This is a genomic window from Streptomyces sp. NPDC030991 (assembly GCF_055571235.1).
The window spans coordinates 137,277-163,396 of record NZ_JBVIFR010000008.1; the positions used below are offsets into that span (position 1 = coordinate 137,277).

Genomic DNA, 26,120 nt, shown 5'->3' on the forward strand with positions numbered 1-26,120 from the left:
CTTCTTTGGGGTCCCTCACTCCCGTCGGGGGTGTCTTGGTGGTTGTTCACGCATTCCCCCTCCCCCTGGGGGGAACAGGGGGTTCCCTTTTAAGGGGCGCGGGGAACTGCGCGAGAAGCCCCACCGGCCGTCGGACGGCGACGAGACGCCGACCCGGCAGACGCACCCCGCAAAGCCCGACGGGCGGCCCCCCGGAACCCCGGGTGACCGCCCGCCGAAAAAGAGCCGAAGGCTACTTGCCCTTGGCGGCTTCCTTGAGCTTCGAGCCCGCGGAGACCTTCACGCTGTAACCGGCCGGGATGTTGATCGGCTCGCCGGTCTGCGGGTTACGAGCGGTGCGAGCGGCACGGTGCGTGCGCTCGAAGGTCAGGAAGCCGGGGATCGTGACCTTCTCGTCGCCCTTGGCAACGATCTCGCCGACGGTCTCGGCGAAAGCGGCCAGCACGGCGTCGGCGTCCTTGCGAGTCACCTCGGCGCGGTCGGCCAGCGCGGCCACCAGCTCACTGCGGTTCATGTTTGTACTCCCGTGTTCTTCTTGCCGTTGAGGCGTGCCATACGGCTGAGCCGCATGTTGGGCAACAGCGAAGCCGATGCTGCCAGGGTCTCGGTCAGGCCCAGTACCCGGGGTCCGTTGTCCGGACCCTCGCGCCCGTGGGGGCGCCCCCTGGACGCAGTCCTTGGGAAAGCATCCTGCCCCCACCAGCGGCGGTAAAGCCAATCCGGCACCCGTCGGGGTCACACGGAAAAGCCTTACCCCCCAGGGAGCGGGGGCGGGCCAGGGGCCTGCTTCCCGGCCACCCTAGAGGGCCCGGAGGGGCCCCACGTTCCGCGACGCGCCGGACCTCAGGCCGTCGTGGCGCCCGTCACAACGGTTCCGGCGGCCTTCGCGGCATCGCGTACGGCACCGGCGACGGCACCCGCGACCTTGTCGTTGAAGACGCTCGGAATGATGTAGTTCGGGTTGAGCTCGTCCTCGCTCACCACGTCGGCCAGGGCCGTGGCGGCCGCCAGCATCATCTCCGTGTTGACCGTACGCGACTGGGCGTCGAGCAGGCCACGGAAGACCCCGGGGAAGACCAGGACGTTGTTGATCTGGTTGGGGAAGTCGGAGCGGCCGGTGGCCACGACCGCGGCCGTCTGGCGGGCGATCGCCGGGTCGACCTCGGGGTCGGGGTTCGCGAGCGCGAACACGATGGCGCCCTCGGCCATGGCGGCGACGTCGTCGCCGTTCAGGACGTTCGGCGCGGAGACACCGATGAAGACGTCGGCATCGACGACGGCCTCCTTCAGGGTGCCCGTCAGGCCTTCGGGGTTGGTGTTGTCCGCGATCCAGCGCAGCGGCGAGTCGCTGTCGGCGCCCTTGAGGTCCTCGCGGTCGGCGTGCACGACGCCGTGGATGTCGGCCACGACCGCGTTCTTCACGCCTGCCGCGAGCAGCAGCTTGAGGATGGCGGTACCGGCGGCGCCCGCGCCGGACATCACGACCCGGATGTCGCCCATGCCCTTGCCCGCGACGCGCAGCGCGTTGGTCAGGGCGGCGAGCACGACGATGGCGGTGCCGTGCTGGTCGTCGTGGAAGACGGGGATGTCCAGGGCCTCGCGCAGGCGGGCCTCGATCTCGAAGCAGCGCGGCGCGGAGATGTCCTCGAGGTTGATGCCGGCGAAGCCCGGGGCGATCGCCTTGACGATCTCGACGATGGCGTCGGTGTCCTGGGTGTCCAGGCAGATCGGCCAGGCGTCGATGTCGGCGAAGCGCTTGAAGAGGGCCGCCTTGCCCTCCATGACCGGCATGGCGGCCATCGGGCCGATGTTGCCGAGGCCGAGCACCGCGGAGCCGTCCGTCACGACCGCGACGGTGTTGCGCTTGATGGTCAGGCGCCGGGCGTCCTCGGGGTTCTCCGCGATCGCCATGCAGACGCGGGCCACACCCGGGGTGTAGATCATGGAGAGGTCGTCACGGTTGCGGATGGGGTGCTTGGACTGCATCTCGATCTTGCCGCCGAGGTGCATCAGGAACGTACGGTCGGAGACCTTCCCGAGCGTGACGCCCTCGATGCCGCGCAGCTCCTCCACGATCTCGTCCGCGTGGGACGTGGAGCTCGCCGCGATCGTGACGTCGATCCGGAGCTTCTCGTGGCCGGAGGCGGTGACGTCGAGGCCGGTCACCGAACCGCCGGAGGACTCCACCACGGTGGTGAGCTGCGAGACAGCCGTACCGCTCGCGGGCACCTCCAACCGGACCGTCATCGAGTAGGAGACGCTGGGCGCCGTTGCCATGGCCGACTTCCTCTGCTTTCACCGTGTAGCTGTTGCCGTCCGATGGTCGCACCTACCGCCGAGTACGTGGTAGCCGCATCGGATTGTGAACGTTACGTTCACCGCGCTTTCGGAAACTAGTTTCCACCATACGAGAAGTGCCGGAGAACAGGAAGAGGCTCCGGAACGAGAAGAGGCTCACGTCACCTGGGGTGACGTGAGCCTCTCTCTACGTTCATGACACCGGCCCGCCATGCTCGCCTCGCGGCAAGTGGTCCCTCTGAGGGACGAAGGTTGGGCCCGGGGGCTTGGATCGAGCCGGTGCCGTCTTCAACGGTACTGCATTCTCCCGAAACACCCCAGACCCCCGTGGCCCTTCGCCGCCACGTCAGTCGCGCAGCAGGTCCGGCACCCCCGACGCGTCGGGCGCGTCGCGCTCGCCGGAGACCACCGTGAGCTGCTGCGTGGCCCGCGTCAGCGCCACATACAGCACCCGCAGACCGGCCGGGGACTCGTCGGCGATCTCGGCCGGGGAGACCACGACCGTGGCGTCGTACTCCAGCCCCTTGGCCTCCAGCGAGCCGAGCGCGACGACCCGCTCCCCCAGTCCGGCGAGCCAGCGGGCCGCCTCCGCGCGGCGGTTCATCGCCACGACGACACCGACCGTGCCGTCGACCCGGTCGAGCAGCCGCGCGGCCTCCTCCCTGACCGTGGCACCGAGCCGGTCCCGCACGACGGCGAAGCGCGGCTCGACGCCGGTGGAGCGGACCGCGGACGGGGACTCGGAGCCCGGCATCGCGAGCGCCAGGACCCGCGCGGCCAGCTCCGCGATCTCGGACGGATTGCGGTAGTTGACGGTGAGCGTGAAGCGGCGGCGCGGTCGCGAGCCCAGCGCCTCGTCCCGGGCGGCCGCCGCCTCGTCGGGGTCGGACCAGGACGACTGGGCCGGGTCGCCGACCACGGTCCACGTGGCGTGCCGGCCGCGGCGGCCGACCATGCGCCACTGCATCGGCGTGAGGTCCTGCGCCTCGTCGACGATGACGTGCGCGTACTCGGTACGTTCCTGCGCCAGCCGCTCGGCGCGCTCGCGCTGGGTCTCCTCGCGCTGCGGCATCAGCTCCTCGAGACCCGTGAGCTGGTCCAGCGGGTCGTACTCGCGTTTCCTCTTCGGGCGCGCCGGGGTGCCGAGGATGGCGGTCAGCTCGTCGAGGAGGGCCACGTCGTGCACCGACAGCGCGTCGCGCCGCAGCGAGCGGGCGACCTTGCGGACCTCGCCCGGGTTCAGGATGCGGCGGGCCCAACGGCCCAGGCGCCGCTCGTCGGACATCGCGGCCAGGACGGCGCGGGGCGTCAGCTCCGGCCACCAGGCGTCCAGGAAGCGCAGGAAGTCGTCCTCGCCCGTGATGTCCTCGTCGAAGGAGGAACGCAGCTCGGCCGCGAGCTCGGGGTCGGTGTGCCGGCCGCCCGCGCCGGACTGCTCCCACAGGGCGTCGAGCAGGAGTCTGCGGGCGCGGGGGCGCAGGTGGTTGACGGGCGCCGTGCCGCTCAGCGCGGCCTGGCGGATGCGGTGGAGCCGGCCGGCCTCCAGCTCCAGGCGGCGGCCGAAGGCGACGACGCGCAGGCGCGTGGGCGTACCGGTCGGCGCGGCCGGTGTCTCCTCCTCGCCACCGAGGTCACCGAAGTCGCCGAGGGCCAGCTGTTCGGCGGGGGCCACGGCCGGGCGGCCCGACTCCAGCGCGCCGCGCGCCGCGTGGCGCAGCACCTTCAGCATCCGCGACGAGCCCTTGACGCGGGCGACGGCCGGGCTGTCGTACTCGGTCGCCTCTGCGCCGTCGACCAGGGAGCCGACCGCGCGGATCGCGACCTGGCCCTCCTCGCCGAGCGAGGGCAGCACGCCCTCGGTGTACGCCACCAGCAGCGGCGTGGGCGAGACGATCAGGATGCCGCCCGCGTACCGGCGCCGGTCCTGGTAGAGGAGGTAGGCGGCCCGGTGCAGGGCCACCGCCGTCTTGCCGGTGCCCGGACCGCCCTCGACGTACGTCACGGAGGCGGCGGGCGCCCGGATGACCTGGTCCTGCTCGGCCTGGATGGAGGCCACGATGTCGCGCATCGAGTGGCTGCGGGCCTGGCCGAGCGCGGCCATCAGGGCGCCGTCGCCGATGACCCGCAGCTGCTCGCCGTCCAGGTGCGCGGTCAGCTCGGGGCGCATCAGGTCGTCCTCGACACCGAGCACCCGGCGCCCCTTGGAGCGGATGACGCGGCGGCGCACGACCCGCCCCGGGTCGACCGGTGTGGAGCGGTAGAACGGCGCGGCGGCCGGCGCCCGCCAGTCGATGACCAGCGGCGAGTAGTCCGCGTCCAGGACACCGATGCGCCCGATGTGCAGGGTCTCGGCGATGTCGGCCGTGTTGTCCGCGCGGACCGCGCCCTCGGCCGGTTCGACGGCCGTGTACGCGCCGTCCGGGCCCTTCGTGCCGTCCTTGCCCTGGAGCAGGTCGATACGGCCGAAGAGGAAGTCCTCGAACTCGTTGTTGAGCCGACTGAGATGGACACCCGCGCGGAAGACCTGCGCGTCCCGTTCGGCGAGCGCGCCGGGCGTGCCGACCTGCCCTCGCTTGGCGGCGTCGTCCATCAGGAACTCCGCCTCGTGGATCTTCTCTTCCAAGCGGCGGTAGACGGCGTCGAGGTGTTTCTGTTCGACGCCGATCTCGCGGTCACGAACGGAGTCCGTATCCGAGTCCACCGCTGGATCCTGTTGAGCCTGAGCGGCCACCGGGCCCCCTTCTGACGTGCTGGGCAGCCGTCAAAGGTACGCGACAGGGGGCCCCGGCGGCTACGTCTGCGAAGGTCGGCTCACCGGGCGGTCACGCGTTCACCTCCACGAGCCGCTTCCCGTCGAGCGTCTCGACCTCGAAATGGTCGATCTGGTTCCGGTCGAAGGCCGCGCCTCCGTGCACGTACAGCGGGTAGTGGGCGCTCTCGTGGGCGCTGCCCTCGATGCCGTAACCCCACTTCGGGACGGACCAGGTGGTGACCGTCTCGCGCTCGCCGTTCCTGCCGACCGCGATCAGTGAGCACTTCAGCGGTCCCTTGACGTTCTTCAGCCGCAGGACGGTGTGGGTCCCCCATGCCTTCTTCTCCATGCCGACCGTCGCGCTGACCTTCGTCGTCGCGTCGGTGGCCGACACCTTCTCGTCCATGTGGTGGAAGAAGGCGTCCTCCGCGGGGCTCGTGGGGTGCGGCTCCGCGACGCTCCCGGTGCCGCCGTCGCCGGTGGCCGCCAGGACCGTGAGCGGGCCGCCGATGATCAGGGCCGCGGCAGCCGCCACCAGGTACATGCCCCGGCGCCGCCGGCGCCCGCGCCCGCGAGCGACCTCGCCGGCCAGGGACGCCGCGAGCCGCGGGCCCGGCACGGCCGCGAGGGACTCCCCGACGCGCCGCACCGTGGGCGCGTCGCGCGTGGCCGGCAGGTCGGCGAGGGCCGCGAGCAACGGCTCCATCCCCGCGAACTCCTCCAGCTGCGCCGCGCACCTCTCGCATCCGGCCAGGTGGGCCTCGAACGCGCTCGCCTCGGCGTCGTCGAGGATGCCGAGCGCGTAGGCGCCGACCGTCTCGTGCACGTCACCCGAGGGCTCGTGCCCGGACGGTCCGTACGAACCGTACGCCGATGTCATGCCGTCACCCCCCGCTCCTCCAGCGCCAGCTTCATGGAACGCAGTGCGTAGAACACGCGGGACCGCACCGTGCCGCTGGGGATGCCGAGCGTCTCGGCCGCCTCATTGACCGTACGTCCTTTGAAGTACGTCTCCACGAGCACTTCCCGGTGCGCGGGGGTCAGGTCCTCCAGGGCATCGGAGAGTGTCATCAGCCACAGCGCCTTGTCGATCTCGTCCTCCGCGGGAATGACCTCCAGCGGTGACGCGTCGACCTCCTGTGGCCGGGCCTGCCGGCTGCGGTGGACGTCGATGACGATCCGTCGGGCGACCGTCACCAGCCAGGGGCGTACCGAGCCGGTCGCCCGGTTGAGCTGACCGGCGTTCTTCCAGGCACGGATGAGCGTTTCCTGCACGACATCCTCCGCCCGCTGCCGATCCCCCGCCACCAGACGGAGCACATAGGCGAGAAGCGGTCGCGCGTGCTCGGCGTAGAGGGCGCGCATCAGCTCCTCGTCCAGCGCAGGGGGCCGGGACGCGCGATGTCGGGCCCGGGGCGGGCGTTCATCGGCCACGGCGGAATCCTTGCGCACGCCTACCTCCGGTGTCCCCAGTTCGACGATCCGACCGTCTTTTCTCGGCTGGGCTCACCGTTGGGATACGTACGCGAACACGCTTGTGTTCAAAGGGAGTTCAGGGACGTCCGAAGTGAGCCGGTCAGGCCCGGGCCAGCGCCGCCCGGCGACGGTGGCGGGCCACCCGCTCACGGTTGCCGCAGATCTCGCTGGAGCACCAGCGGCGTCTGCGCCCGCGCGACGTGTCGAGGTAGATGATCGGGCAGTTGTCGCCCTCGCACTGGCGCAGACAGCCGCGCGCGGCGGGGTCGGTGAGCAGGTCGACGACGTCCCGGGCGACGGCCGCGAGCAGCGCCGGGCAGCCGGGCTCCTCGTGCAGGGCCCGGACGAGGGCGCCGTCGGCGGCTCGGACGGCGCGGGGCGCGGGCGGCGCGGCGCGGGCGAGCAGGTTGACGCGTTCGAGGGCGGCGGGCGCGGGCCGGCCCGCCAGCTCGCCCCGCACCAACTGGCCGGTGTGACCGCGCAGTTCACGGAAGGCGGCGAGCCAGGCCGGAGCGCACGCGGGCAGTCCGACGGGTTCGGGGACGAGACCGGCGCCGATGAGCCAGGCGCGCAGGCGGTCGGTGGAGGTGAGGCGTTCGACGGGGTGTGCGGTGGCGACCAGGTCCAGGCAGAGGCGTCCGGAGTCGAACCGCAACTCATGGAGAGGGGGGAGGGAGGGCCCTGTGGGTACTGCTGCCATGTCCTCTACAGTGCCCGCCGCGACGCCCCGCCGTAACCCCCGCTTCCGCGACGCTACTTGGGGATGTACGCGGGCGGGTCCTCGTGCAACAGCCGCTGGAAGAGGACGTGGTCACGCCATTCCCCGTCGATGTGCAGGTACTTCGGGGCTCGCCCGTACTCGACGAAGCCGCATTTGGTGAGCACCCGCTGCGACGCCTTGTTGTGCGGCACGGTGCCCGCCTCGACGCGGTGCAGGCCGAGTTCGTCGCGGGCGGCGCGGCAGACCTCCTCGACGGCCGCGGGGATCAGGCCGCGTCCCGCGTACTCGGCGTCGACCCAGTAGCCGAGGCTGGCGCTGCACAGCGGGCCGAGCACGATGCTGCTGAGTGCCAGGCGGCCGACGACGCGGCCCCCGGCGGCCCGGTCGAACAGCAGCCACATCGCGCCACCCGGCTCGGTGATCCGGGTGGCCTGCGTCTCGGCGGTGTAGAACTCCTCGCTGCGGTACGGCTCCCAGGGGCGCAGGTGCTCCCGGTTGCGCAGCAGGGCGTCGGCGAGGGCCTGTGCGTCGTCCTGGACGGCGAGACGCAGTGCGATGTCGTCGGTGATCAACATGCCCGTACGGTACGCGCGGCCGCTCGTCGGCGTCCGTCTCCCGTCCGCTCGCCTCGCCCGCCGGGTCACGTCACCCGTCGGCGTACTTCGCGTCGGCCGACGCCGGGTCGAGGGCCAGCCGGTACCCCCGCTTCACCACCGTCTGGATCAGCTTGGGCGCGCCGAGGGCCGACCTGAGCCGGGCCATCGCCGTCTCCACCGCGTGCTCGTCACTGCCCGCGCCCGGCAGCGCGCGCAGCAGCTCCGCGCGAGCCACCACCCAGCCGGGCCGGCGCGCAAGCGACCGCAGCAGCGACATCCCGGCCGGCGGCACCGGCCGCAGCTCCCCGTCGACCAGGACGGCGTGCCCGCGGATCTCCACCCAGTGTCCCGCTATGGGCAACGTACGGGCGCGGGAGGGGAGTTCGCGGCAGAGCAGCTGCACCAGCGGGCCGAGCCTGAACCGCTCCGGCTGCACCGTGTCCACGCCGTGCGCCTGCAGCGGCAGCGCCGTCACGGGGCCCACGCACGCCGGGACGACGTCATGGTGCAGCGCCGCCAGGACCTCGGGGAGCAGGCCGCGCTCCTCCGCCCGGTTCAGGAGCGACGCGGCGGCCGGCGCCGAGGTGAACGTCAGCGCGTCCACGCCCCGCGCCACCGTCGCGTCCAGGAGCCGGTCCACAGGGCCGATGTCCTCCGGCGGCATCCACCGGTACACCGGTACGCCGATCACCTCGGCCCCGGCCTCGCGCAGCGCCTCCACGAAACCGGGCAGCGGTTCGCCGTGCAGCTGGATCGCGACCCGCCTGCCCTGGACGCCTTCGGCGAGGAGCCGCTCCAGGACCTCCGCCATCGACTCCGACGACGGCGACCACTCCTCCGTCAGCCCCGCCGCGCGGATCGCCCCCTTCACCTTCGGGCCGCGCGCGAGGAGTTCCACCCCGCGCAGCCGGGAGATCAGCTCCTCCCCCAGGCCCCAGCCGTCGGCCGCCTCGACCCAGCCGCGGAAGCCGATCGCGGTCGTCGCCACCACGACGTCGGGGCCGTGGTCGATCAGCTCCTTGGTCGCGGAGAGGAGTTCGCTGTCGTCGGAGAGCGGCACGATCCGCAGCGCCGGCGCGTGCAGCACCGTGGCGCCGCGGCGCCCCAGCAGCGCGCCCAGTTCGTCGGCGCGGCGCGCTGCGGTCACCCCCACGGTGAAGCCCGAGAGCGGGCCGTGCGGCTGCGCGGCCCCGGGGGTCTGCTGTTGCTCGTCCATGCTGGTTCTCGTCCCGCTCGACGGTCGTCCCGTGCACTGCTGTGCTGCTGTGCTGCTGTGGTGGTGAGTACTGCTCTGGTGGTGTGTGCCGCTCTGGTCCGTGGTGGTGTGCCGCTGGGTGCGCTCGGCCTCCGCTGTCGTGCCGACGTCCGAGCCTGTCAACCCACCGTGACAGACCCGGATCAGCGTGATTGCGTACGTGTTACGTGCTCGCTCCTCACACCTCGGCGTAGCTGAGCTGCGGCTTTGCCTCGGCGGTCGGTGCGGCGACGGAACGCGCGGCCGTCCGCCGAAGGTATACGGCCCAGGTCACGGCGAAGCACACCGCGTAGAAGACGAGGAAGGACACGAAGGCCCCGGTCCCGGTACCGGCCGTCTGGAAGGACTGGCGGAACGCGAGGTTGATGCCCAGGCCGCCGAGGGCCCCGACCGCCCCGATCAGCCCCATGGAGGCGCCCGAGAGGCGGCGCCCGTACGCGGCGGCGTCCTCGCCCGTCAGGCCGAGGCCGAGCGCCTTGGTGTGGAAGATGCCGGGGATCATCTTGTACGTGGACCCGTTGCCGAGCCCGCTCAGCACGAACACGACGATGAACGCGACCGTGAACAGGGCCAGGGACTTCTGGACCGACGCCAGGATCACCACGGCCGTCGCCGCGGCCATCGCCACGAAGTTCCACAGGGTGATGCGCGCGCCGCCGAACCGGTCCGCGAGCCGGCCGCCGACCGGCCTGATCAGCGAGCCGAGCAGCGGCCCGATGAAGGTGACCCCGGCCGCCTGGAGCGGCGTACGGCCGAACTGGGTCTGCAGGACGAGCCCGAACGCGAACGAGTAGCCGATGAACGAGCCGAACGTGCCCACGTAGAGGAACGCCATGATCCAGGTGTGGGCGTCCTTGGCCGCGTCCCGCGCGGCGCCGGTGTCGTTCTTCACCGTCGCCAGGTTGTCCATGAACAGGCCCGCGCAGAGCGCCGAGACGAGGATCAGCGGGATGTAGATGCCCAGGAGGACGCGCGGGCCGCCGCTCATGCCGATGACGGCGAGGGCGACGAGCTGGATGACGGGGACGCCGATGTTGCCGCCGCCCGCGTTCAGGCCGAGCGCCCAGCCCTTCTTGCGCATGGGGAAAAAGCTGTTGATGTTCGTCATGGAGGAGGCGAAGTTGCCGCCGCCGACGCCGGTGAGCGCCGCGCACACCAGGAACGTGGTGTACGAGGTTCCCGGCTCCATCACGACGAACGCGACGACCGCCGGCACCAGCAGCATGCTCGCCGAGATGACCGTCCAGTTGCGGCCACCGAAGACCGCGACGGCGAAGGTGTAGGGCACCCGCGCGAAGGCGCCGACCAGCGTGGCCATCGAGACGAGGAAGAACTTGCCCGCCGGGTCGATGCCGTACTCGGGCCCCATGAACAGGACCATGACCGACCACAGGGTCCAGATCGAGAACCCGATGTGCTCGGAGAGGATGGAGAAGACGAGGTTGCGCCGGGCGACCTTCGCACCCGTCTCCTCCCAGAACGTCACGTCCTCGGGGTCCCACCGATCGACCCACTCACGGGTCCGGCTCCGGCCTGCCATCTCACGCCTCCAGGGTCACGGTTCCTGCCTTGTGCGACCGAAGGTAGAGAGGCCGGATTTCCGGGCTGTGCCGTGCGATGACCGGTGGGGAACGTTGCTCTCACCCGGGGCGGCGGCGAGCGGTGAGGCCCGGGCGGGGCGCGGCCGGCGGGTCAGCTGGAGCCCGCGCCCGACCAGGGCAGCTTCACCGAACCGCCCTTGTCCCAGGTGAGGGTGGTGACGTCGGAGGACTGGGTGAGGTTGGCGGCGAAGACCTCGTCGCCGGTGTCCTGGCCCACGCAGGAGACGGCGATCCGGAAACCGTCCCCGTTCCGCGTCTGCCCGATGCCGCTGCAGATCCCCTTACCGCCCGAGTCGATGTAGGAGACGCTGTACTTGCCCTTGGCGTTGCCCGACTCGATCTTGGCGCCGACGGTCAGGGTCTGCGCCTTCTCGTTCTGCCACTGCCCCTGGTAGCCGGTGGAGCCCGCCGGGCGCTCGGCCGGCTCGTCGTCGGCGTACGGGTCGTCGGTCGGCGCCTCGCTGTTCGGGTCGTCCGACGGGGGCGAGACGGGGCTCGGGTAGCCCGTCTCGCTCGGGGCCGGTCCTGCGCTGCCCGTCGCGACGACGCTGCTCTGCTTGGCGACCGGTTCGGCGTCACCGTCGTCCTCGCCGCTGGTGGCCAGCAGGACGCCGCCGCCGGCGAGCGCGGCGACGACCACGACCGCGACGGCGATCAGCACGGCCCGCTTCTTGCCGCCGCCACCGCCGCCACCACCGCCGCCGCTGTCCGGGCCCTGCGGGGGCGGGAACTGAGCGTACGGCGGCGGCTGCTGTCCATAGGCGGGCTGCCCATAGGCGGGCTGCTGTCCGTAGGCAGGCGGCTGCCCGTAGGCGGGCTGCTGTCCGGGGCCGGGCTGCTGTGGTGGGCCGGGCTGCTGTGGTGGGGTGGGCGCGCTCGCGTACGGGTTGTCGGCGCCGCCGTACGGGCCGGGTTGCTGCGGCGGGGCGCCGTAGGGACCCTGCGCACCGTAAGGCCCGGCGGGCGGCTGCTGCGGGGGCGGACCGCCGTACCCGTACCCCTGGCCGTCCTGCGGCGGCTGCGTCATGGCTGTCCCCGTCCCCGTGGTCCCGTACGCACCGTGCGGCCCACGCCGCGCAGTGCGCACAAGTCAACCCGGAGGGGCCCTCCGGGCACAACCCCCCGCCCGCGGGCCCCGGGCGCCCTCGCTAGAGCCGTCTCCGCTTTCCTGTCGCGGTCCCCGTCGTGGTCCCCCTCGTGCTCCCCTTCGCGCTTCGGCCCCTGCCGTCCGGCCACAGGCGGGGCGGGCGCTTGGCGGCCAGGTCCTCGATCCAGCCCGTGCCCACGATCGCGAGCGCGATCAGCGGCCAGACGAGGACGAACGCCCAGAACATGTACGTCGTGTCGAGCGCGGAGCTCAGCCCGTCGGTCATGAACGGAAGCGAATAGGCCAGGTCGATCAGCGGGAACGTCGCCATGATCAACAGGTTGTGCCAGAGATAGATGGTGACGGCCCGGTTGTTGGCCAGCGTGATCGGCCGGTCCCAGCGGGCCAGGCGCCCCGGCAACCGCTGCCAGGACGGCGAGTACTGGAGCAGGACGACGACGAACCCGAGGGACCACGCCGCCTGGGCCAACGGGATCTCGTTCAGGTCCCAGCCCTCCTCGGTCAGGTGCCCCGAGGCCCACCACAGCCCGAAGGCCATGACGAGGGTGGCGCCGGAGACCGCCAGATACCTCGGCACCTTGGCCAGCACGCCCTCGTGGTGGGCGAAGCCGAGGACCCAGCAACCGCCGTAGACGGCGAAGTCGGTGACCGCCTCACCGGTCCTGCCGGGGATGTCGACCAGGCCCGTGCCCACGACGGCGGTGAGCGCCAGCGGCGCCAGCAGCGTCGCCCACGGCACCTTGCGGAAGGCCCACAGGAGCAGGGGTGAGGCGATGACGAACCAGAGGTACGCGCGCAGGTACCAGAGGGGGCCTACGGCCTGCTCGGCCCAGCTGCTCTCCAGGAAGCCGGGCGGGTTGCCCACCTCGAAGGGGAAGGGCGGCGAGCCGACCGGCACGAGGTAGTCGACGACGCTGAGCCAGCCCCAGCGCCCCCCGTAGTCGGGGTCCTTGCCCGGGTTCCAGCCGCCGATGAACAGCAGCGACAGCGCCACCGCGCTGAACGCCCACAGCGGCGGCAGCAGACGCCGGACGCGCCCGCGGATCACGCCGAGTGCCGGGCGGTCGAGGGAACGCGCCATCAGTGACCCGGCGAGCGCGAACATCACGCCCATCGACGGGAACAGCACGCTCAGCCACGCCCACCCGAAGAGGTGGTAGGCGACGACGCGGACGAGCGCGATGGAGCGCAGCAGGTCGAGATAGCGGTCCCGGCCCGGCTTCTTGGGCGCGGGCGCGGCGGGCGGTGCCGGTACAGAGGACGGTGCCGGTGCCGGCGCCGGTGCCTGCGCGGGCACGAGGGCCTGCTCCGGGGTCAACAGGGAGATGGCCTCCGTCTGGTGGGGCACCTCGGCGACCCAGGCGGCCGGCTGCGCGGGCCGCTGGGTCTGCGGCCAGGCGCCGGTCCCCGGCCCGCCGGGCGGGGCGGGCCACGAGGGGGTGCCTTCTCCGTGGGGGTGCGTCATGCGACCGGCCTCCTGTCGCCACCGGACACCGAGGCGGACCGCTGCCGCGGCATGCCCGGCGCGGTGCCGGGTGCGGGGCTGGGTACGGCACCGGGTGCGGCGCCCAGCGCGCCGGTGCGGCGCAGCTTCTGCCAGCGCAGCCGGCCGCCGGTGAGAGCGGTGATCCAGGACTGGAGCAGCACGACGTACATCAGCTGCCGGTAGAGGACCTGCTGGAGCGGGAGGGAGATGAGGTGCGTCATGCGTTCCTTGTCGAGCCGGAAGGCGTACGCCGCGCAGACCGCCTGGATGGCGAGCACGCCGAACCAGGCCAGCACCGTCTTCTGGGTGGGACCGAACACCACCCCGTACAGCAGGAAGACGTCGATCAGGGGTGCGAGGAGCGGGGCGAGGACCATGAACAGGGAGACCAGGGGCAGTCCGACGCGGCCGAAGCGGCCGGAGGGGCCGCGCTCGATCACCGCGCGGCGGTGCTTCCAGATGGCCTGCATGGTGCCGTACGACCAGCGGTAGCGCTGCGACCACAGCTGCTGCACGGACTCGGGGGCCTCGGTCCACGCGCGGGCCTTCTCCGCGTAGACCACGCGCCAGCCGTCGCGGTGCAGCGCCATGGTGACGTCGGTGTCCTCGGCGAGCGTGTCGTCGCTCATGCCGCCGATGCGCTCCAGCGCCGACCCGCGGAAGGCGCCGACGGCCCCCGGGATCGTCGGCATGCAGCGCAGGGTGTCGTACATCCGGCGGTCGAGGTTGAAGCCCATCACGTACTCGATGTGCTGCCAGGCGCCGATCAGCGAGTCCCGGTTGCCGACCTTCGCGTTGCCCGCGACGGCGCCCACGCGCGGGTCGCCGAACGGCTGGACCAGCTCGCGCACGGTGGCCGGCTCGAAGACGGTGTCACCGTCCATCATCACGACGAGGTCGTACCGGGCGTTGGCGAGGCCCCTGTTGAGGGCGGCCGGTTTGCCCGCGTTGTGCTGGCGCACGACCCGGACGTTCGGCAGCCGCAGGTTCTCCACGATGCGGGCCGTGCCGTCGGAGGAGCCGTCGTCGATGACGATGACCTCGATGGGGTGTTCGCTCGCCATCAGGGAACGGACGGTGTTCTCGATGCACTTGGCCTCGTTGTACGCCGGTACGAGCACCGACACCGGTTCCATGACCTGCGGGCCCCAGGCGAAGCCGCGGCGGCGTACGCGCCGGGCGTGCAGCGCGGACAGCAGCAGCATGAGGCCGAAGCGGCTCATGACGAGGACGCCGATGACGGCGAGCCCGACGACCAGGACGCCCGTGATGTTCTCCGAGGCCTGGACCGCGTAGACCCATGCCCGGCCCTTCCACAGCTCCACGCCGGTCACGGAGGTGTGGGCGCTGGGCATGCCGAGCGCCTCGGTGAGGTTCTGGAACCGGTACCCCTTGTCCTGGAGGCCGGGCAGGAAGCGGTCGAGCGCGGCGACGGTCTGCGCGCGGTTGCCGCCCGAGTCGTGCATCAGGACGATGGCGCCCTTGCCGTCGTGCGGGGTGGCGCGGCGGACGATCTCGTCGACGCCGGGGCGCTTCCAGTCCTCGCTGTCGGTGTTGTTGACGACCGTGAGGTAGCCGCGGCTGGCGATGTACTCGGTCACCGGCCAGGACTTGTTGTCGAAGGCCTCGGCGAACGAGGAGTAGGGCGGGCGGAAGAGCGAGGTGCGGATACCGGCCGCGCCCTCGATCGCCAGCTGGTTCTGGGACAGCTCCCAGTCGATGCGGCTCTTCGACTGGTAGGAGAGGTCCGGGTGGTTGAAGGTGTGCAGGCCGACCTCGTGGCCCTCCGCCACCATGCGGCGCACCAGCCCCGGGTAGCGCGAGGCCATGGTGCCGGTGACGAAGAAGACGGCGTGCGCGTCGTGCTTCCTCAGGACGTCGAGGACCTTCGGGGTCCATTCCGGGTCGGGGCCGTCGTCGAAGGTGAGCACCAGCTTCCGGCGCGGTATGCGCGCCGTGTCGGCCCGCTTGTCGCGGGCGTCGATGACGGGCCCGCCGGCGAGGATGCGCTGCGGCACCTGGTCGGTGGCCGCCTCCGGCTGGACGCGGTGGTCGGCGAGCAGCTCGCTGTGGACGTAGCCGCGCAGCATGAGCATGACCATCATCGCCACGAGGAGCAGCGACGGCAGGAGGTAGCGCAGCGGAAGGCGGCGCTTTCGGGCGCGGGTCTGCCGGGGACGGGAGCGGTGGGGCATTTACAGGACGCTGCTTTCCAGGGACGCGACGGACGGCACCGAAGGGGCACCGCCGAGCAGCCGCCCGACGGGCCTGCGCGGCGCGGCGCCGGCGGCGGTGGTGTCGGTGCCGCCGCCGGCCGGGGAGGTGGAGGGAGCGCCCGACGGCTCGGCGGGCGTCGGCGTGCCGGTGCCCGCGGGGGGATCCACGGGGGGCGGGACGACCGGCGGCGTGGTGTGGGTCCCGGGCCGGGACGTGGCGGCGGGCGGCTTCGGCTTGCCGTCCGCGGTCCTGCCGGGCGACGCGCTGCCGGTGCCGCGGCCCTTGCCGGGCTTGCCGGGGCCGGCGCCGGCGCCGGTGGACGGGGCCCCGCTCGTGCCCGGGGCGGTGCTGGTGCCGGGCGCGGTGGCGGAGGCGCTCGGCTCCGGGAGGCTCCCCTGCGACGTGGACGGCGTCGCGGTGTCGGCGGGCAGCAGCGGCTTGGTGTCGACCTGGCCCGCGGGGTCCTTGGGCATGGGCAGCCAGGGTGCGCTCGAATTCCCCGAGAGCATGGTGACCACGATGACGACCGCGTACACCGCGCAGGCGATGCCCATCGCCACGCCGAACCGACGGAAGGTGCGGCCGCGCCGCCCCGAGTCGTCGACGAAGACAGGGACTTCCTTCGCCTCCTTGCCGCCGCGAGGCGCCCCGGCCGATGCGGCCGGTCTGCCGCCCGCGGCGAGCAGGCCACTCAACTGGCGCCCCGCGCCGTCGAGTTGGACCGTCACCTCGTTCGGATCATGTGTCAGCCCGAGTAGGGCGTCTTCTCGCCAGTTCTCCACGTACGCACAGCCCCCCAAGGACGTGTTCGTGGGTGCGCACGCGACTACCCGGAGACTCGTCGGCCGGACCGGGCCCCCACCCGATCCGAGCGCCCCCCTTCATCACAACTGCACCCGGGCCACGAATGTAGCGACGCCGAGGGCGCTCAAGTCCACACATCAATCGCGATTCATCATGATGAGTGCATCTGGGGCCGGTAGCCATGCGTTCTCGGGGCGTCGCAGCCATCCTTCCTCCTCGGCAAGCTCGGCCGCGGCAGCCCTCAACGCCTCGATCCCGGGGTGTTTTCGCCCCTTGCGCCACACCAGGGAGACCGGTGACAGCGGGACGGGGTCGACGAGCGGCCGGAGCACCGAGCCCGGCATGGCCGGAAAGTCGATGCCGGTAAGGACTGGATTCCGGTATTTCGCCATGATTCGCCGGAACTCCTCCTCCCCGATGGCAAGCGGCGCGGGCGGCGCGATCCGGATGCCGCGCCCGGCGAACAGCCGCCGGGCCAGATCGGTCCACTCGGGCGTACGCGGATTGCCGGCGCCCGCGTAGATCGTCTCCCCCGCGAGCCGGTCCAGCGGTACGGCGTCGAGCCCGGCCAGCGGATGCTCCGCGGGGAGCACCACCGCCATCGGCTCGTAGCGCACGGGCTGCTGGGCGAGGCGTTCGCGCACCGCCGGGTCGAGCCCCGCGAACCGGCCGAAGGAGAGGTCGATCCGCCCCGCGAGGAGTTCGGCGGCGGCTCCGGTCAGGCCGCTCTCGTAGCGGGCCATCAGCTCGCACTCCGGGGCGAGTTCGCGGGCCCGCGCGAGGACGCGTTCGTTCACGAGGCCGGGGCTGTTGACGTCGACGAGCAGCGGCCTGGCCTCGGGGGCGGGCCGGGTGAACGCGGCGAGCAGTTCGTCCTGCGCCTCGATGGCGCGCCGCGCGTACGGCAGCAGCCGCGCGCCCTCCGCGGTGAGGGTGACCTGCCGGGTGGTCCGGCCGAACAGTTCGGTGCCCAGCTCCCGCTCCAGGCGCCGGATGTCTCGGCTGAGCGCCTGCTGGGCGACGTAGAGGCGGGCGGCGGCGCGCGTGAAGTGCAGCTCGTCGGCAACGGCGAGGAAGGAGCGCAGCAGGCGCGGTTCGACGTGCCGTGGGCTTGCGGCGGAGGGCGGCATCGGGCGAACTTACAACGCGAGTGCGTCAATCGGCACCGAGTAGGTGTTGGACCGCGTACGTGACCTGCGGCGACGCTCGTCGCATGGCTGACGCGCCCACGACCCCGAGCACCACCGCCCCGCCCACCGCCCCGTCCCGGAAAGTCACCTACGCCCGGCTGTTCACCCTCCCCGGCGCCCGCGCCTTCACCCTCGGCAACCTCATAGCCCGCTTCCCGCAAGGGATGTTCAGCATCAGCGCGGTCATCATGATCTCGGGGACGCGGGGTTCGTACGCGCTCGCCGGCGCCGTCACCGCGACGGGCCTGGTCACCAACGCGCTCGTCGGCCCGTGGACCGCCCGGCTCGTCGACCGGCACGGGCAGGCGCGCGTCGCCGTCCCCGCCACGGTGGTCTCGGCGTGCGGCTCGCTCGCCCTGCTGCTGTGCGTGCGCCTCGGCGCCCCGGACTGGACCCTGTTCGCCGCGTACCTGGCGTCGGCGGCCACACCCAACACGGGTGGCATGTCCCGGGCCCGCTGGGCGCACCTCCTCAAAGGCGACGCGGACGCGCTGCACACCGCGAACTCCTTCGAGCAGGCGGCGGACGAGCTGTGCTACATGCTCGGCCCGGTGGTGGCCGCCTTCCTCTGCGGAACCCTGTTCCCGGAGGCGGGCACGCTGGTCAGCGCCGTGCTCATGGTGACGGGTGTCCTGATCTTCGCCGCGCAGCGCGCCACGGAACCGCCTCCCCACGCGCGCACGGAGGCGACGAGAACGCCGCTACGCGCGCGTGGCATGCCGCCGCTGCTGGTCGCCTTCCTCGCCACGGGGGCGGTCTTCGGCTCACTGGAGGTCGTCACGGTCGCCTTCGCGGACGCGCAGGGCCACAAGGTGTGGGCGGGCGGCATCCTCGCCCTGCAAGCGGCGGGCTCGTGCGCGGCGGGCCTCGTCTACGGGGCGACGAGGCCGTCGGGCCCGGCCGACCGGCGCCACCCGGTGTGCATCGCGGCGATGGCCGCGCTGATGACGCTGCCGCTGCTCGCGGCCGCCCTCACCGGCTCGCTCCTCGCACTCGGCGGCGCGCTCCTGGTCGCCGGGATGGCGACGGCGCCGACGATGGTGACCGGTATGACGCTGGTCCAGGAGCGCACCCCCGCGGGCCGGTTGAACGAGGGGATGACGCTCGCGGTGACCGGTCTGCTCGGCGGCATCGCGTGCGGCTCGGCGACGGGTGGCGCCGCGGTGGAGCACTGGGGCCCCACCGCGGCGTACGCCGTGCCGGTCACCGCGGCGGCGACGGCGCTGCTACTGGCGCTCTACGGATACGTCCGGCGCCCCGGGCGGCCTGGCGTGGTCAGCACGTGACGGGCTTGCGCCAGGAGCACTCCAGGTCCCCGTCCCGCTCCGCCGCGGGCAGGGACCTGGTGGGCTTCGGTGTGACGGTCGCGGCCTTCTTCGCGGTCGACCCGGCGAGGGTCACGACGATCGCGTCCTCCAGCGGTTTCACCGAGTCGACGAGGTAGTTGTTCTGTACGACGCTGTAGACCAGCTCGCGTCCGGTGGCGTCCTTCACATAACCGGACAGGGCACTGGCCCCGGTCAACGACCCTGTCTTTCCACGGGCGTTGAGCGCGGCGGGCGTACCGCACATCCGGGAGCGCAGCGTCCCGCCGACGAACCGGTCCGGGTCACAGGCGACCGGCAGCGACGCGTACCAGTCGGCGTACCACGGCTCGTGGCGTACGGAGAGCAGCAGGTCGGCGAGTTGCCGGGCGGCGAAGTTGTCCTTGCGTGACAGCCCCGAGCCGTCGACCTGCCGCACCTTCCCGGCATCCACGCCGGCGCCCTTCAGGTAGGCGGCGATGGCGGCGACCCCGTCGCTCCAACTGCCGGGCCTGCCCGTCGCCTTGTACCCCATGGCTTTGGTGAGGGACTCGGCATGCATGTTGTTGGACAGCTTCATGAACGGGACGAGCAGCTTCTTCAGGGGCATGGACTCGTGCGTGGCGAGCGGCCTGGCCCCGGCCGGGGTGGCGCGGCCCGGCACGGTGGCGCCGCTCACCCGCACCCCGTGCGCGGCGAGCGCGTCACGGAAGACGGCGGCGGCGTACCCGGTCGGCTCCCACACGGTGACCCACTCCTTGGTGGTGTCCCCGCCCACCGGCACGGTGCCGCTGACGGTGATGGTGTTGGTCCCGTGCCGCCGCTCGACGGCGACGTCGTCCTCGCCGCCGGCGGCCACGGTGCTCGCCCGCACGTCGAAGCGCACGTAGTCCGTCCGGGGTGTGACGCGCACGACGGGCCTGTCCCCCGCCTTCCTGCCCGGCGCGACCTCGACGATGACGGTCCCGGTGTCGTAGTCGGTGTCGGGGGCGACGCTCAGCGCGGAGATCTGGGCGGCGTAGTACGAGGACTCGTCGTCGGCGCCCCAGGTGTCGCCCTGCCGGTGGTCGTCGAACCGCGTGTCGTCGGCGACGAGCCGCCCGTCGACCTTCTTCACACCGTCGGCGGCGACCTCGGCGGCGAGCTTGTCGTAGTCGGCGGCGAGGGTGGTCGGGTCGCCGGTCCCGCGCAGGTACAGGTCGCCGTGGAGCACCCCGCCCCGGACCCGGCCGCGGGCCAGCACGTCGGTGGTGAACGTGTGGTCGGGGCCGAGCACTCCCATGGCCGCGGCCGACGTGGCGAGTTTGGTGTTGGACGCGGGCATGAGGCGCCCGGTCTGGTTGTGCTGGTACAGCGTCTCGCCGGTGGCGGCGTCGGCGACGACGACACTCGCCGCACCGCCCTCCATGCGCGGGTCGCCGAGGATGGTGTCGATGGCCTCGGACAGCCCGCCGGGGCCGGCCTCCGCCCCCGCGGGCCCGCCCCACGAGAGCGTGGCGGCGGCCACGCCGAGAACGGCGGGCCAGACCCACTTCCGGTACCGGCCGCGGTAGTTGCCACCCGAACCGTCCGAACCACCCGGTCTGCCGGGCCCGTCGAATCTACTCATGCGACAGGAGGATCCCGGACGCTTCACCTTCAGCCAAGACCCCACGAGTGACCGAGGACGTAGGCAGCGCACACCTGCACATCGAGGAGGTACGCCCCCGCCGTCCCGCACTGGGCGGCGCCGGTCCCCGGGTCGACGGGCTGCCCGTGCCCCATGCCCGTGATGCTGTACGTCTCCACGGCGGGGCTCCCGGAGGCGTCCCGGAAGACCTGGTGCGGGTATCCGACGGCGGTGTCGCTCACGTCGGCGACCTGGTCGGCGCTCCGCACATCGGTCCACTGCTCGACGAGGTCGGTCATGTTGACCGGCTTCACTGTGTAGTCGGCGCTGCCCTGGAACACGGTGAGACGCGGCCAGGGCCCCGCGTAGCCGGGCCGGGCTGCGCGCACCCGGTCGCCCCACTGCTTCGGGGTTTGGGTGGCACCCACGTACATGCAGACGTACGGCGACGCGGCGGCCTGCGCGCATCCGTAGGGCAGCCCGGCGACGACACCGGCGGCGGCGAACTTCTCCGGATACGCGGCCATCATCACGGAGGTCATGCCGCCCCCGGCGCTGAGCCCGGTCACGTACACCCGCGAGGCGTCCCCGCCCGCGTCGGCGACCTGCTTGTCGACCATCTGCGCGATCGACGCGGCCTCGCCCCGGCCGCGTTCGATGTCGCCGCTCTGGAACCAGTTGAAGCAGGAGCTGAGGTTGTTGCCGGAGGTCTGCTGGGGCAGCACGACCGAGAACCCCCACCGGTCGGCGAGGGCGGTCCAGCCGCTGCCGGTCCCGTATCCGGCGGCGTTCTGCGTACAGCCGTGCAGGGCGACGACGACGGGCCGCCCACCGGGGAGCCCGTCCGGGACGTACCGGAACATCTTCAGGCCGCCCGGGTTGGTCCCGAAGCCCGTGACTTCCTGGACGGCGGACACTTCCGCGGCGGCCCGCGCGGTGGTGGGCAGGAGGAGGGCCAGGAGAGCGACGAGGACAGCGACGGCTCTGGCACGTATGGATGTCATGGGGAGCGAAGGTAGAACCGGGCCCGGGCACCCGGTATGGGGCGGGCCCACACAACGACAAAGGCCCGGCTGTGTGAACAGCCGGGCCCGAATCGCATGGGGTGGTGGAGATGGCGGGAATCGAACCCGCGTCCAACGGTGCAGCAGCAGGGCTTCTCCGTGTGCAGTTCGCTTCGATTTTCTCGGCCCCGGTGATCACGCGAACAAGTCGCCGACGGGCCCAGTCACTGTTTGATTTCCCATCGAACCCCGTGACCGGGCTCGATGGTTTAGTTCCCTAGATTATGCCAGGATCCGGGTCGGGAACACTCCCGGGCTGACACCCTTTTAGGGTCCTTCAGTCGCTGTTATTAGGCAGCGAGGGCGAAGGACTGGGAATCGCTCTTGGAATTGGCGATTATTGGTTGCGACATATGGTTTACGAGATCATTGCCGCTTCCTCGACACGCTTCACCTGCTTCGACATCCGCTGTCGAAACCGATCATCCCCATGTTGTGTTATCAAGCGTGGATCTTGCGATCCGGTGCTCCCGCGATGAGGAGCAGTGCCATCGTACGTGACCAACGCGGGTCGATGCCAGCGTATTCCCGACCGGCTCAGCGCTCGCGCGCCCGCTGCTTCCGCTTGGCCGCCGCGATGGCGCGGTCCGAGTCCCTCCGGTCCTGCTGCTCGCGCAGCGTCTGCCGCTTGTCGTACTCCTTCTTGCCCTTGGCGAGCGCGATCTCGGCCTTCGCGCGGCCGTCCTTGAAGTAGAGCGCCAGCGTCACGATCGTGTGACCCGACTCCTGCGACTTCGCCTCCAGCTTGTCGATCTCGTCGCGGTGCAGGAGCAGCTTGCGCTTGCGGCGCACGGCGTGGTTGGTCCAGGTGCCCTGGCTGTACTCGGGGATGTGGGCGTTGTGCAGCCACGCCTCGCCCCCGTCGATCTGGACGAAGGCGTCGGCCAGGGAGGTCCGTCCCTGGCGCAGCGACTTCACCTCGGTGCCGGACAGCACGATGCCGGCCTCGTAGGTGTCCATGATCAAGTAGTCGTGCCGCGCCTTCTTGTTCTGCGCGACGATCTTGCGCTTGCCGTCCTTCTTGGACGCGTCTCCCTTGCCCTGCTTGGGCTGGGACTCCTTCGGTACATACATTCCCTTGGCCATAGTGCTGGCCATTTTCGCACTAAGAGGGGGTACCGAGGCCACTCAATACTGTCTCGCCCCGCTGCCGGGCGTCGGCGTCGGCCTCCAGGTCGGGGGTGATGCCGCGCCCGTCGACGCCCCGGCCCGAGGGCGTCCGGTAGTGCCCGACGGTCAGCTCGGCCACGGAACCGTCGGGCAGCGGGCTCGGCATCTGCACCGAGCCCTTGCCGAACGTCCTGCTGCCCACGACGACCGCGCGGCCCCGGTCCTGGAGCGCGCCGGTGAGCAGCTCCGCCGCGCTCATCGTCCCGCTGTCGACGAGCACGACCAGCGGCCTGGTGGCATCGCCGCCGCGCTCGGCGTGCAGGGCGCGCTGCGCGCCGCGCTCGTCGTACGTGGCCACGAGGCCGCCGTCCAGGAACGCCGAGGCCGCGCTGACCGCCTCGGTGACCAGGCCGCCGGAGTTGCCCCGCAGATCGAGGACGATGCCCGCGCGCGCGGGGGCCTCGCGCACCGCGCTGCGCACCTGCGCGCCGGAGCCCTTGGTGAAGGCGCTGACCTTGACCAGTACGGCGCCGGAGGCGAGGCGCGAGGTGGTGACGGAGTCGGTCGTCAGATTGGCGCGGCGCAGCGTCTCGCTCCACGCGCGCGTGCCGCGCTCCAGCCCGACGCGGACCGCCGTACCGGCGTGCTCGCCGCGCAGCAGCCCCAGGACCTCGGTGACGGGGCGGCCGGTGACGGGCCTGCCGTCGACGGCCGCGATGCGGTCGCCCTCGCGGATGCCGGCGAGCTGCGCGGGCGAACCGGAACGGACCCCTGTCACCTGGACCTCGCCGTCGGCGGCCCGCCGGGCCCACAGCCCGACCCCGGTGTACTCACCGTCCAGGGCCTGCTCGAACTCCTCGTACTCACCCCGTGAGTAGACCGCGCCCCAGCGGTCGCCGCTGCGGCTGACGGCCTCTTCGGCGGCGAGCGTCGGGGACTTGCCGTCCGCCATCGCCTCGGCGGCCGCCTCGGTCGGGTCGGTCGCACGGGTCGGATCGGTCGGGTCGGTCGGATCGGTCGGATCGGTCGGGTCGTCGTACGGTCTTTCGTGCGCGGCGGCGACCGAACGGCCTTGTTCCGCAGGGGATTTCCGGCCGTCCTCGGGCCACGAGCCGGTCGCCGCACCGGCCGCGAGGACGCTCGCGAAGACCAATGTCAGGGCCGCCCCCCGGCCGATGCGGCGAGGCAGGGAGTGCGCGGCGAGCGGATCCGGGCCTGACATGCCGGTGAGTCTAGGACAACGCGGGGCGCCGCACGGGGTGTTGCCCCGCCCGACGCCCCGCGATGCTGGGGACTCTCGTCACACCTTCAGGTACTTGCGCAACGCGACGAACGCGGCCAGCGCGGGCATCAGCACACTCACCGCGAGGATGAGCGGCAGCTTGGTGAGCACCGCGTCCCAGCCGATGAAGTTGATCAGCTGAAGCTTGTCGGAGAGCGCCACACCGTTGTCGATGACGAAGTACTGGCCCGCCGCGAGGAACACGCAGGCGATGCCGCCGCCGATGAGTCCGGCGACCGCGGCCTCCATGATGAACGGCGCCTGGATGTAGAAGCCGGACGCGCCGACCAGCCGCATGATGCCGGTCTCGCGACGACGGCTGAACGCGGACACCCGCACGGTGTTCACGATCAGCAGCAGCGCGACCACGAGCATCACCACCATCACCGCGCCCGCCGCGTAGTTCAGGTAGCCGAGCAGCCGGAAGAGGTTGTCGAGCACGCCCTTCTGGTCCTGCACGGACTGCACGCCGGGCCGCCCGTTGAACGCGGTCGCGATGACCTCGTACTTCTCCGGGTCCTTCAGCTTGATCCGGTACGACTCCTGCAACTGGTCCGGCGTGAGGGAGCTGGCCAGCGGGGAGTCGCCGAACTGCTCCTTGTAGTGCTTGTACGCCTGGTCCTGGGACTCGTACGCCACCTTCTGGACGACGTCCATCTTGGCGAGGTCGTCCCTGATCTGCTTCTTCTGCTCGGCGGTGACCGGGCCCTTGGCGCAGTTCGGGTCGGACTCGGAGTCTCCCTTGTTGCAGAGGAAGATCGAGACGTTGACCTTGTCGTACCAGAAACCCTTCATCTGGTTGACCTGGTCGCTCATGAGCAGCGAGCCGCCGAACAGGGCGAGCGAGAGGGCCACCGAGATGATGACGGCGAAGGTCATCGTGAGATTGCGGCGGAGACCGACACCGATCTCCGACAGAACGAATTGGGCACGCATAACGCTTACTGAGCCTTTCGCAGCTTCTCTCTCGGTACTTCTCAGTGCTGGTAGCCGTAGACGCCGCGCGCCTGGTCGCGGACGAGACGGCCCTTCTCCAGCTCGATGACGCGCTTGCGCATCTGGTCCACGATGTTCTGGTCGTGGGTGGCCATCACCACGGTGGTGCCCGTCCGGTTGATGCGGTCGAGCAGCTTCATGATGCCGACCGATGTCTGCGGGTCGAGGTTGCCGGTGGGCTCGTCCGCGATCAGCAGTTTCGGCCGGTTGACGAAGGCCCGCGCGATGGCCACGCGCTGCTGCTCACCACCGGACAGCTCGCCCGGCCTGCGCCCCTCCTTGCCGCCGAGGCCGACGAGGTCGAGGACCTGCGGCACGGCCTTGCGGATCTCGCCGCGGGACTTGCCAATGACCTCCTGCGCGAACGCGACGTTCTCGCCGACGGTCTTGTTGGGCAGGAGCCGGAAGTCCTGGAAGACCGTGCCGAGCTGGCGGCGGATCTGCGGGACCTTCCAGTTGGAGACGCGGGCGAGGTCCTTGCCCAGCACGTGCACCTGGCCGTGGCTGCACCGCTCCTCGCGCAGGATCAGCCGCAGGAACGTCGACTTGCCGGAGCCGGACGAGCCGACCAGGAAGACGAACTCACCGCGCTCGACCTCCAGGGAGACATCCCTGAGGGCGGGGTGGGTCTGCTTGGGGTAGACCTTGGAGACGTTGTCGAATCGGATCACGGGGGCGCCTCGGAGCGTCGGGGGCGTCGGGGACAGGTGAGCGTGACCATACGCGAACCGGCACACGGAGCGCAGGCGCCGTCCCCCGTTGAGCGTTTTGTCCCGGTGCGGGGCTCTCGCGGTGCCGCTTTTGTCCGTCCCGTGCCTGGTCAGGGACGGTCCTGGGAGCGGGCCGCGCCGAAAATACGGGAAGCTGGCACAGTGGAGGGGGAACGGTCGCGTTTCCCGGAGCGTTGAGCGGAGAGAACCAGTGGGAATCTGGCAGACGTTTCCGTCGGCTCCGCCGCGCGTGAGGAGGACGAGCGCATGACCCTTGACCGGTTGGTGTGCGCGAACTGCGCCGCGCCCGTGAGCGAGGGCCGCTGCCCGGTGTGCCGGGCGAACCGCCAGCGGCTCCAGGACGAGGGCCCGCTCGGCGGGCTGAACCCGATGGCGCTGGTCGCGCTCGTGATCGTGCTGGTGGCGGCCATGGTCCTGCTCGCCCATCAGACGGTGTAGGCCCGGCAGGACCCGACAGGACCTGCCCCGCGTACGCCGCACCCCGCCCGCCGCACCTGCACCTGCACGCGAGAGGGCCCGG

At 71.6% G+C, this 26,120-nt stretch carries 22 protein-coding genes and 1 other RNA gene; 2 read left to right on the forward strand and 21 right to left on the reverse strand.

Going from position 1 to position 26,120, the window contains the following annotated elements:
* Positions 1-232: 232 nt before the first annotated feature.
* From ACZ45E_RS17370 to ACZ45E_RS17435, 14 genes are all read right to left on the reverse strand, one after another.
* Positions 233-514 carry an HU family DNA-binding protein gene (locus ACZ45E_RS17370; protein WP_016645140.1) on the reverse strand — a complete coding sequence of 94 codons (282 nt, stop codon included), beginning with the start codon at positions 512-514 and terminating at the stop codon, positions 233-235.
* 329 nt (positions 515-843) lie between these two features.
* Positions 844-2,277: an NAD-dependent malic enzyme gene (locus ACZ45E_RS17375; RefSeq protein ID WP_468221698.1), complete on the reverse strand. Its 1,434-nt coding sequence runs from the start codon at positions 2,275-2,277 to the stop codon at positions 844-846.
* A gap of 367 nt (positions 2,278-2,644) precedes the next feature.
* On the reverse strand, positions 2,645-5,029 hold the full coding sequence (locus ACZ45E_RS17380) for a HelD family protein (RefSeq protein ID WP_468221700.1): 2,385 nt from the start codon (positions 5,027-5,029) through the stop codon (positions 2,645-2,647).
* A 91-nt stretch (positions 5,030-5,120) separates the two neighbouring features.
* Positions 5,121-5,930 carry an anti-sigma factor family protein gene (locus ACZ45E_RS17385; protein ID WP_468221701.1) on the reverse strand — a complete coding sequence of 270 codons (810 nt, stop codon included), beginning with the start codon at positions 5,928-5,930 and terminating at the stop codon, positions 5,121-5,123.
* Positions 5,927-6,502, reverse strand: coding sequence for a sigma-70 family RNA polymerase sigma factor (locus tag ACZ45E_RS17390; RefSeq protein ID WP_468221703.1), 576 nt, complete (start codon positions 6,500-6,502; stop codon positions 5,927-5,929). The genes ACZ45E_RS17385 and ACZ45E_RS17390 overlap by 4 nt, the downstream gene beginning before the upstream one ends.
* 124 nt (positions 6,503-6,626) lie before the next feature.
* Positions 6,627-7,226 (reverse strand): CGNR zinc finger domain-containing protein, encoded by a 600-nt coding sequence (locus ACZ45E_RS17395; RefSeq protein WP_468221704.1) that lies wholly within the window; start codon positions 7,224-7,226, stop codon positions 6,627-6,629.
* A 53-nt stretch (positions 7,227-7,279) separates the two neighbouring features.
* Positions 7,280-7,822 carry a GNAT family N-acetyltransferase gene (locus ACZ45E_RS17400; protein ID WP_468221705.1) on the reverse strand — a complete coding sequence of 181 codons (543 nt, stop codon included), beginning with the start codon at positions 7,820-7,822 and terminating at the stop codon, positions 7,280-7,282.
* Between the two features lie 70 nt (positions 7,823-7,892).
* The gene (locus tag ACZ45E_RS17405; protein WP_468221707.1) at positions 7,893-9,059 is read right to left on the reverse strand and encodes a uroporphyrinogen-III synthase; all 1,167 of its coding nucleotides are present in this window, start codon (positions 9,057-9,059) and stop codon (positions 7,893-7,895) included.
* A 217-nt stretch (positions 9,060-9,276) separates the two neighbouring features.
* The gene (locus ACZ45E_RS17410; RefSeq protein ID WP_468221708.1) at positions 9,277-10,638 is read right to left on the reverse strand and encodes a nitrate/nitrite transporter; all 1,362 of its coding nucleotides are present in this window, start codon (positions 10,636-10,638) and stop codon (positions 9,277-9,279) included.
* A gap of 152 nt (positions 10,639-10,790) precedes the next feature.
* Positions 10,791-11,726 (reverse strand): hypothetical protein, encoded by a 936-nt coding sequence (locus ACZ45E_RS17415; protein ID WP_468221709.1) that lies wholly within the window; start codon positions 11,724-11,726, stop codon positions 10,791-10,793.
* A gap of 121 nt (positions 11,727-11,847) precedes the next feature.
* A complete protein-coding gene (locus ACZ45E_RS17420; RefSeq protein ID WP_468221710.1) occupies positions 11,848-13,272 on the reverse strand; it encodes an acyltransferase family protein in 1,425 nt (474 codons plus the stop codon).
* Positions 13,269-15,488: a polysaccharide deacetylase family protein gene (locus ACZ45E_RS17425; RefSeq protein WP_468221711.1), complete on the reverse strand. Its 2,220-nt coding sequence runs from the start codon at positions 15,486-15,488 to the stop codon at positions 13,269-13,271. The genes ACZ45E_RS17420 and ACZ45E_RS17425 overlap by 4 nt, the downstream gene beginning before the upstream one ends.
* The gene (locus ACZ45E_RS17430; protein WP_468221712.1) at positions 15,489-16,238 is read right to left on the reverse strand and encodes a hypothetical protein; all 750 of its coding nucleotides are present in this window, start codon (positions 16,236-16,238) and stop codon (positions 15,489-15,491) included.
* Between the two features lie 213 nt (positions 16,239-16,451).
* Entirely contained in the window at positions 16,452-17,444 is a 993-nt protein-coding gene (locus ACZ45E_RS17435; protein ID WP_468221713.1) for a LysR family transcriptional regulator, read from the reverse strand.
* Positions 17,445-17,527: 83 nt separating this feature from the next.
* Here ACZ45E_RS17435 and ACZ45E_RS17440 point away from each other — a divergent pair, with 83 nt between their 5' ends.
* The gene (locus ACZ45E_RS17440) at positions 17,528-18,790 is read left to right on the forward strand and encodes an MFS transporter (RefSeq protein WP_468221714.1); all 1,263 of its coding nucleotides are present in this window, start codon (positions 17,528-17,530) and stop codon (positions 18,788-18,790) included.
* Here the strand turns inward: ACZ45E_RS17440 and dacB are convergent.
* The 7 genes from dacB to ftsE form a co-directional block, all read right to left on the reverse strand.
* Positions 18,780-20,417, reverse strand: a complete 1,638-nt coding sequence (gene dacB / locus ACZ45E_RS17445) for a D-alanyl-D-alanine carboxypeptidase/D-alanyl-D-alanine endopeptidase (protein WP_468221715.1) — start codon at positions 20,415-20,417, stop codon at positions 18,780-18,782. The genes ACZ45E_RS17440 and dacB overlap by 11 nt on opposite strands.
* A gap of 29 nt (positions 20,418-20,446) precedes the next feature.
* A complete protein-coding gene (locus tag ACZ45E_RS17450) occupies positions 20,447-21,421 on the reverse strand; it encodes an extracellular catalytic domain type 1 short-chain-length polyhydroxyalkanoate depolymerase (protein ID WP_468221716.1) in 975 nt (324 codons plus the stop codon).
* Positions 21,422-21,523: 102 nt separating this feature from the next.
* Positions 21,524-21,911: a transfer-messenger RNA gene (ssrA, locus tag ACZ45E_RS17455) on the reverse strand.
* Between the two features lie 107 nt (positions 21,912-22,018).
* On the reverse strand, positions 22,019-22,567 hold the full coding sequence (smpB, locus tag ACZ45E_RS17460) for an SsrA-binding protein SmpB (protein WP_468221941.1): 549 nt from the start codon (positions 22,565-22,567) through the stop codon (positions 22,019-22,021).
* Positions 22,568-22,586: 19 nt separating this feature from the next.
* Complete coding sequence (locus ACZ45E_RS17465) at positions 22,587-23,813, reverse strand: S41 family peptidase (protein ID WP_468221718.1); 1,227 nt, start codon at positions 23,811-23,813, stop codon at positions 22,587-22,589.
* Positions 23,814-23,891: 78 nt separating this feature from the next.
* Positions 23,892-24,809, reverse strand: a complete 918-nt coding sequence (ftsX, locus tag ACZ45E_RS17470; RefSeq protein WP_468221719.1) for a permease-like cell division protein FtsX — start codon at positions 24,807-24,809, stop codon at positions 23,892-23,894.
* A gap of 41 nt (positions 24,810-24,850) precedes the next feature.
* Positions 24,851-25,540, reverse strand: coding sequence for a cell division ATP-binding protein FtsE (gene ftsE / locus ACZ45E_RS17475; protein ID WP_468221721.1), 690 nt, complete (start codon positions 25,538-25,540; stop codon positions 24,851-24,853).
* A 306-nt stretch (positions 25,541-25,846) separates the two neighbouring features.
* Between ftsE and ACZ45E_RS17480 the strand changes: the two genes are divergently transcribed.
* Positions 25,847-26,038, forward strand: a complete 192-nt coding sequence (locus ACZ45E_RS17480; RefSeq protein WP_468221722.1) for a hypothetical protein — start codon at positions 25,847-25,849, stop codon at positions 26,036-26,038.
* Positions 26,039-26,120: the final 82 nt, after the last annotated feature.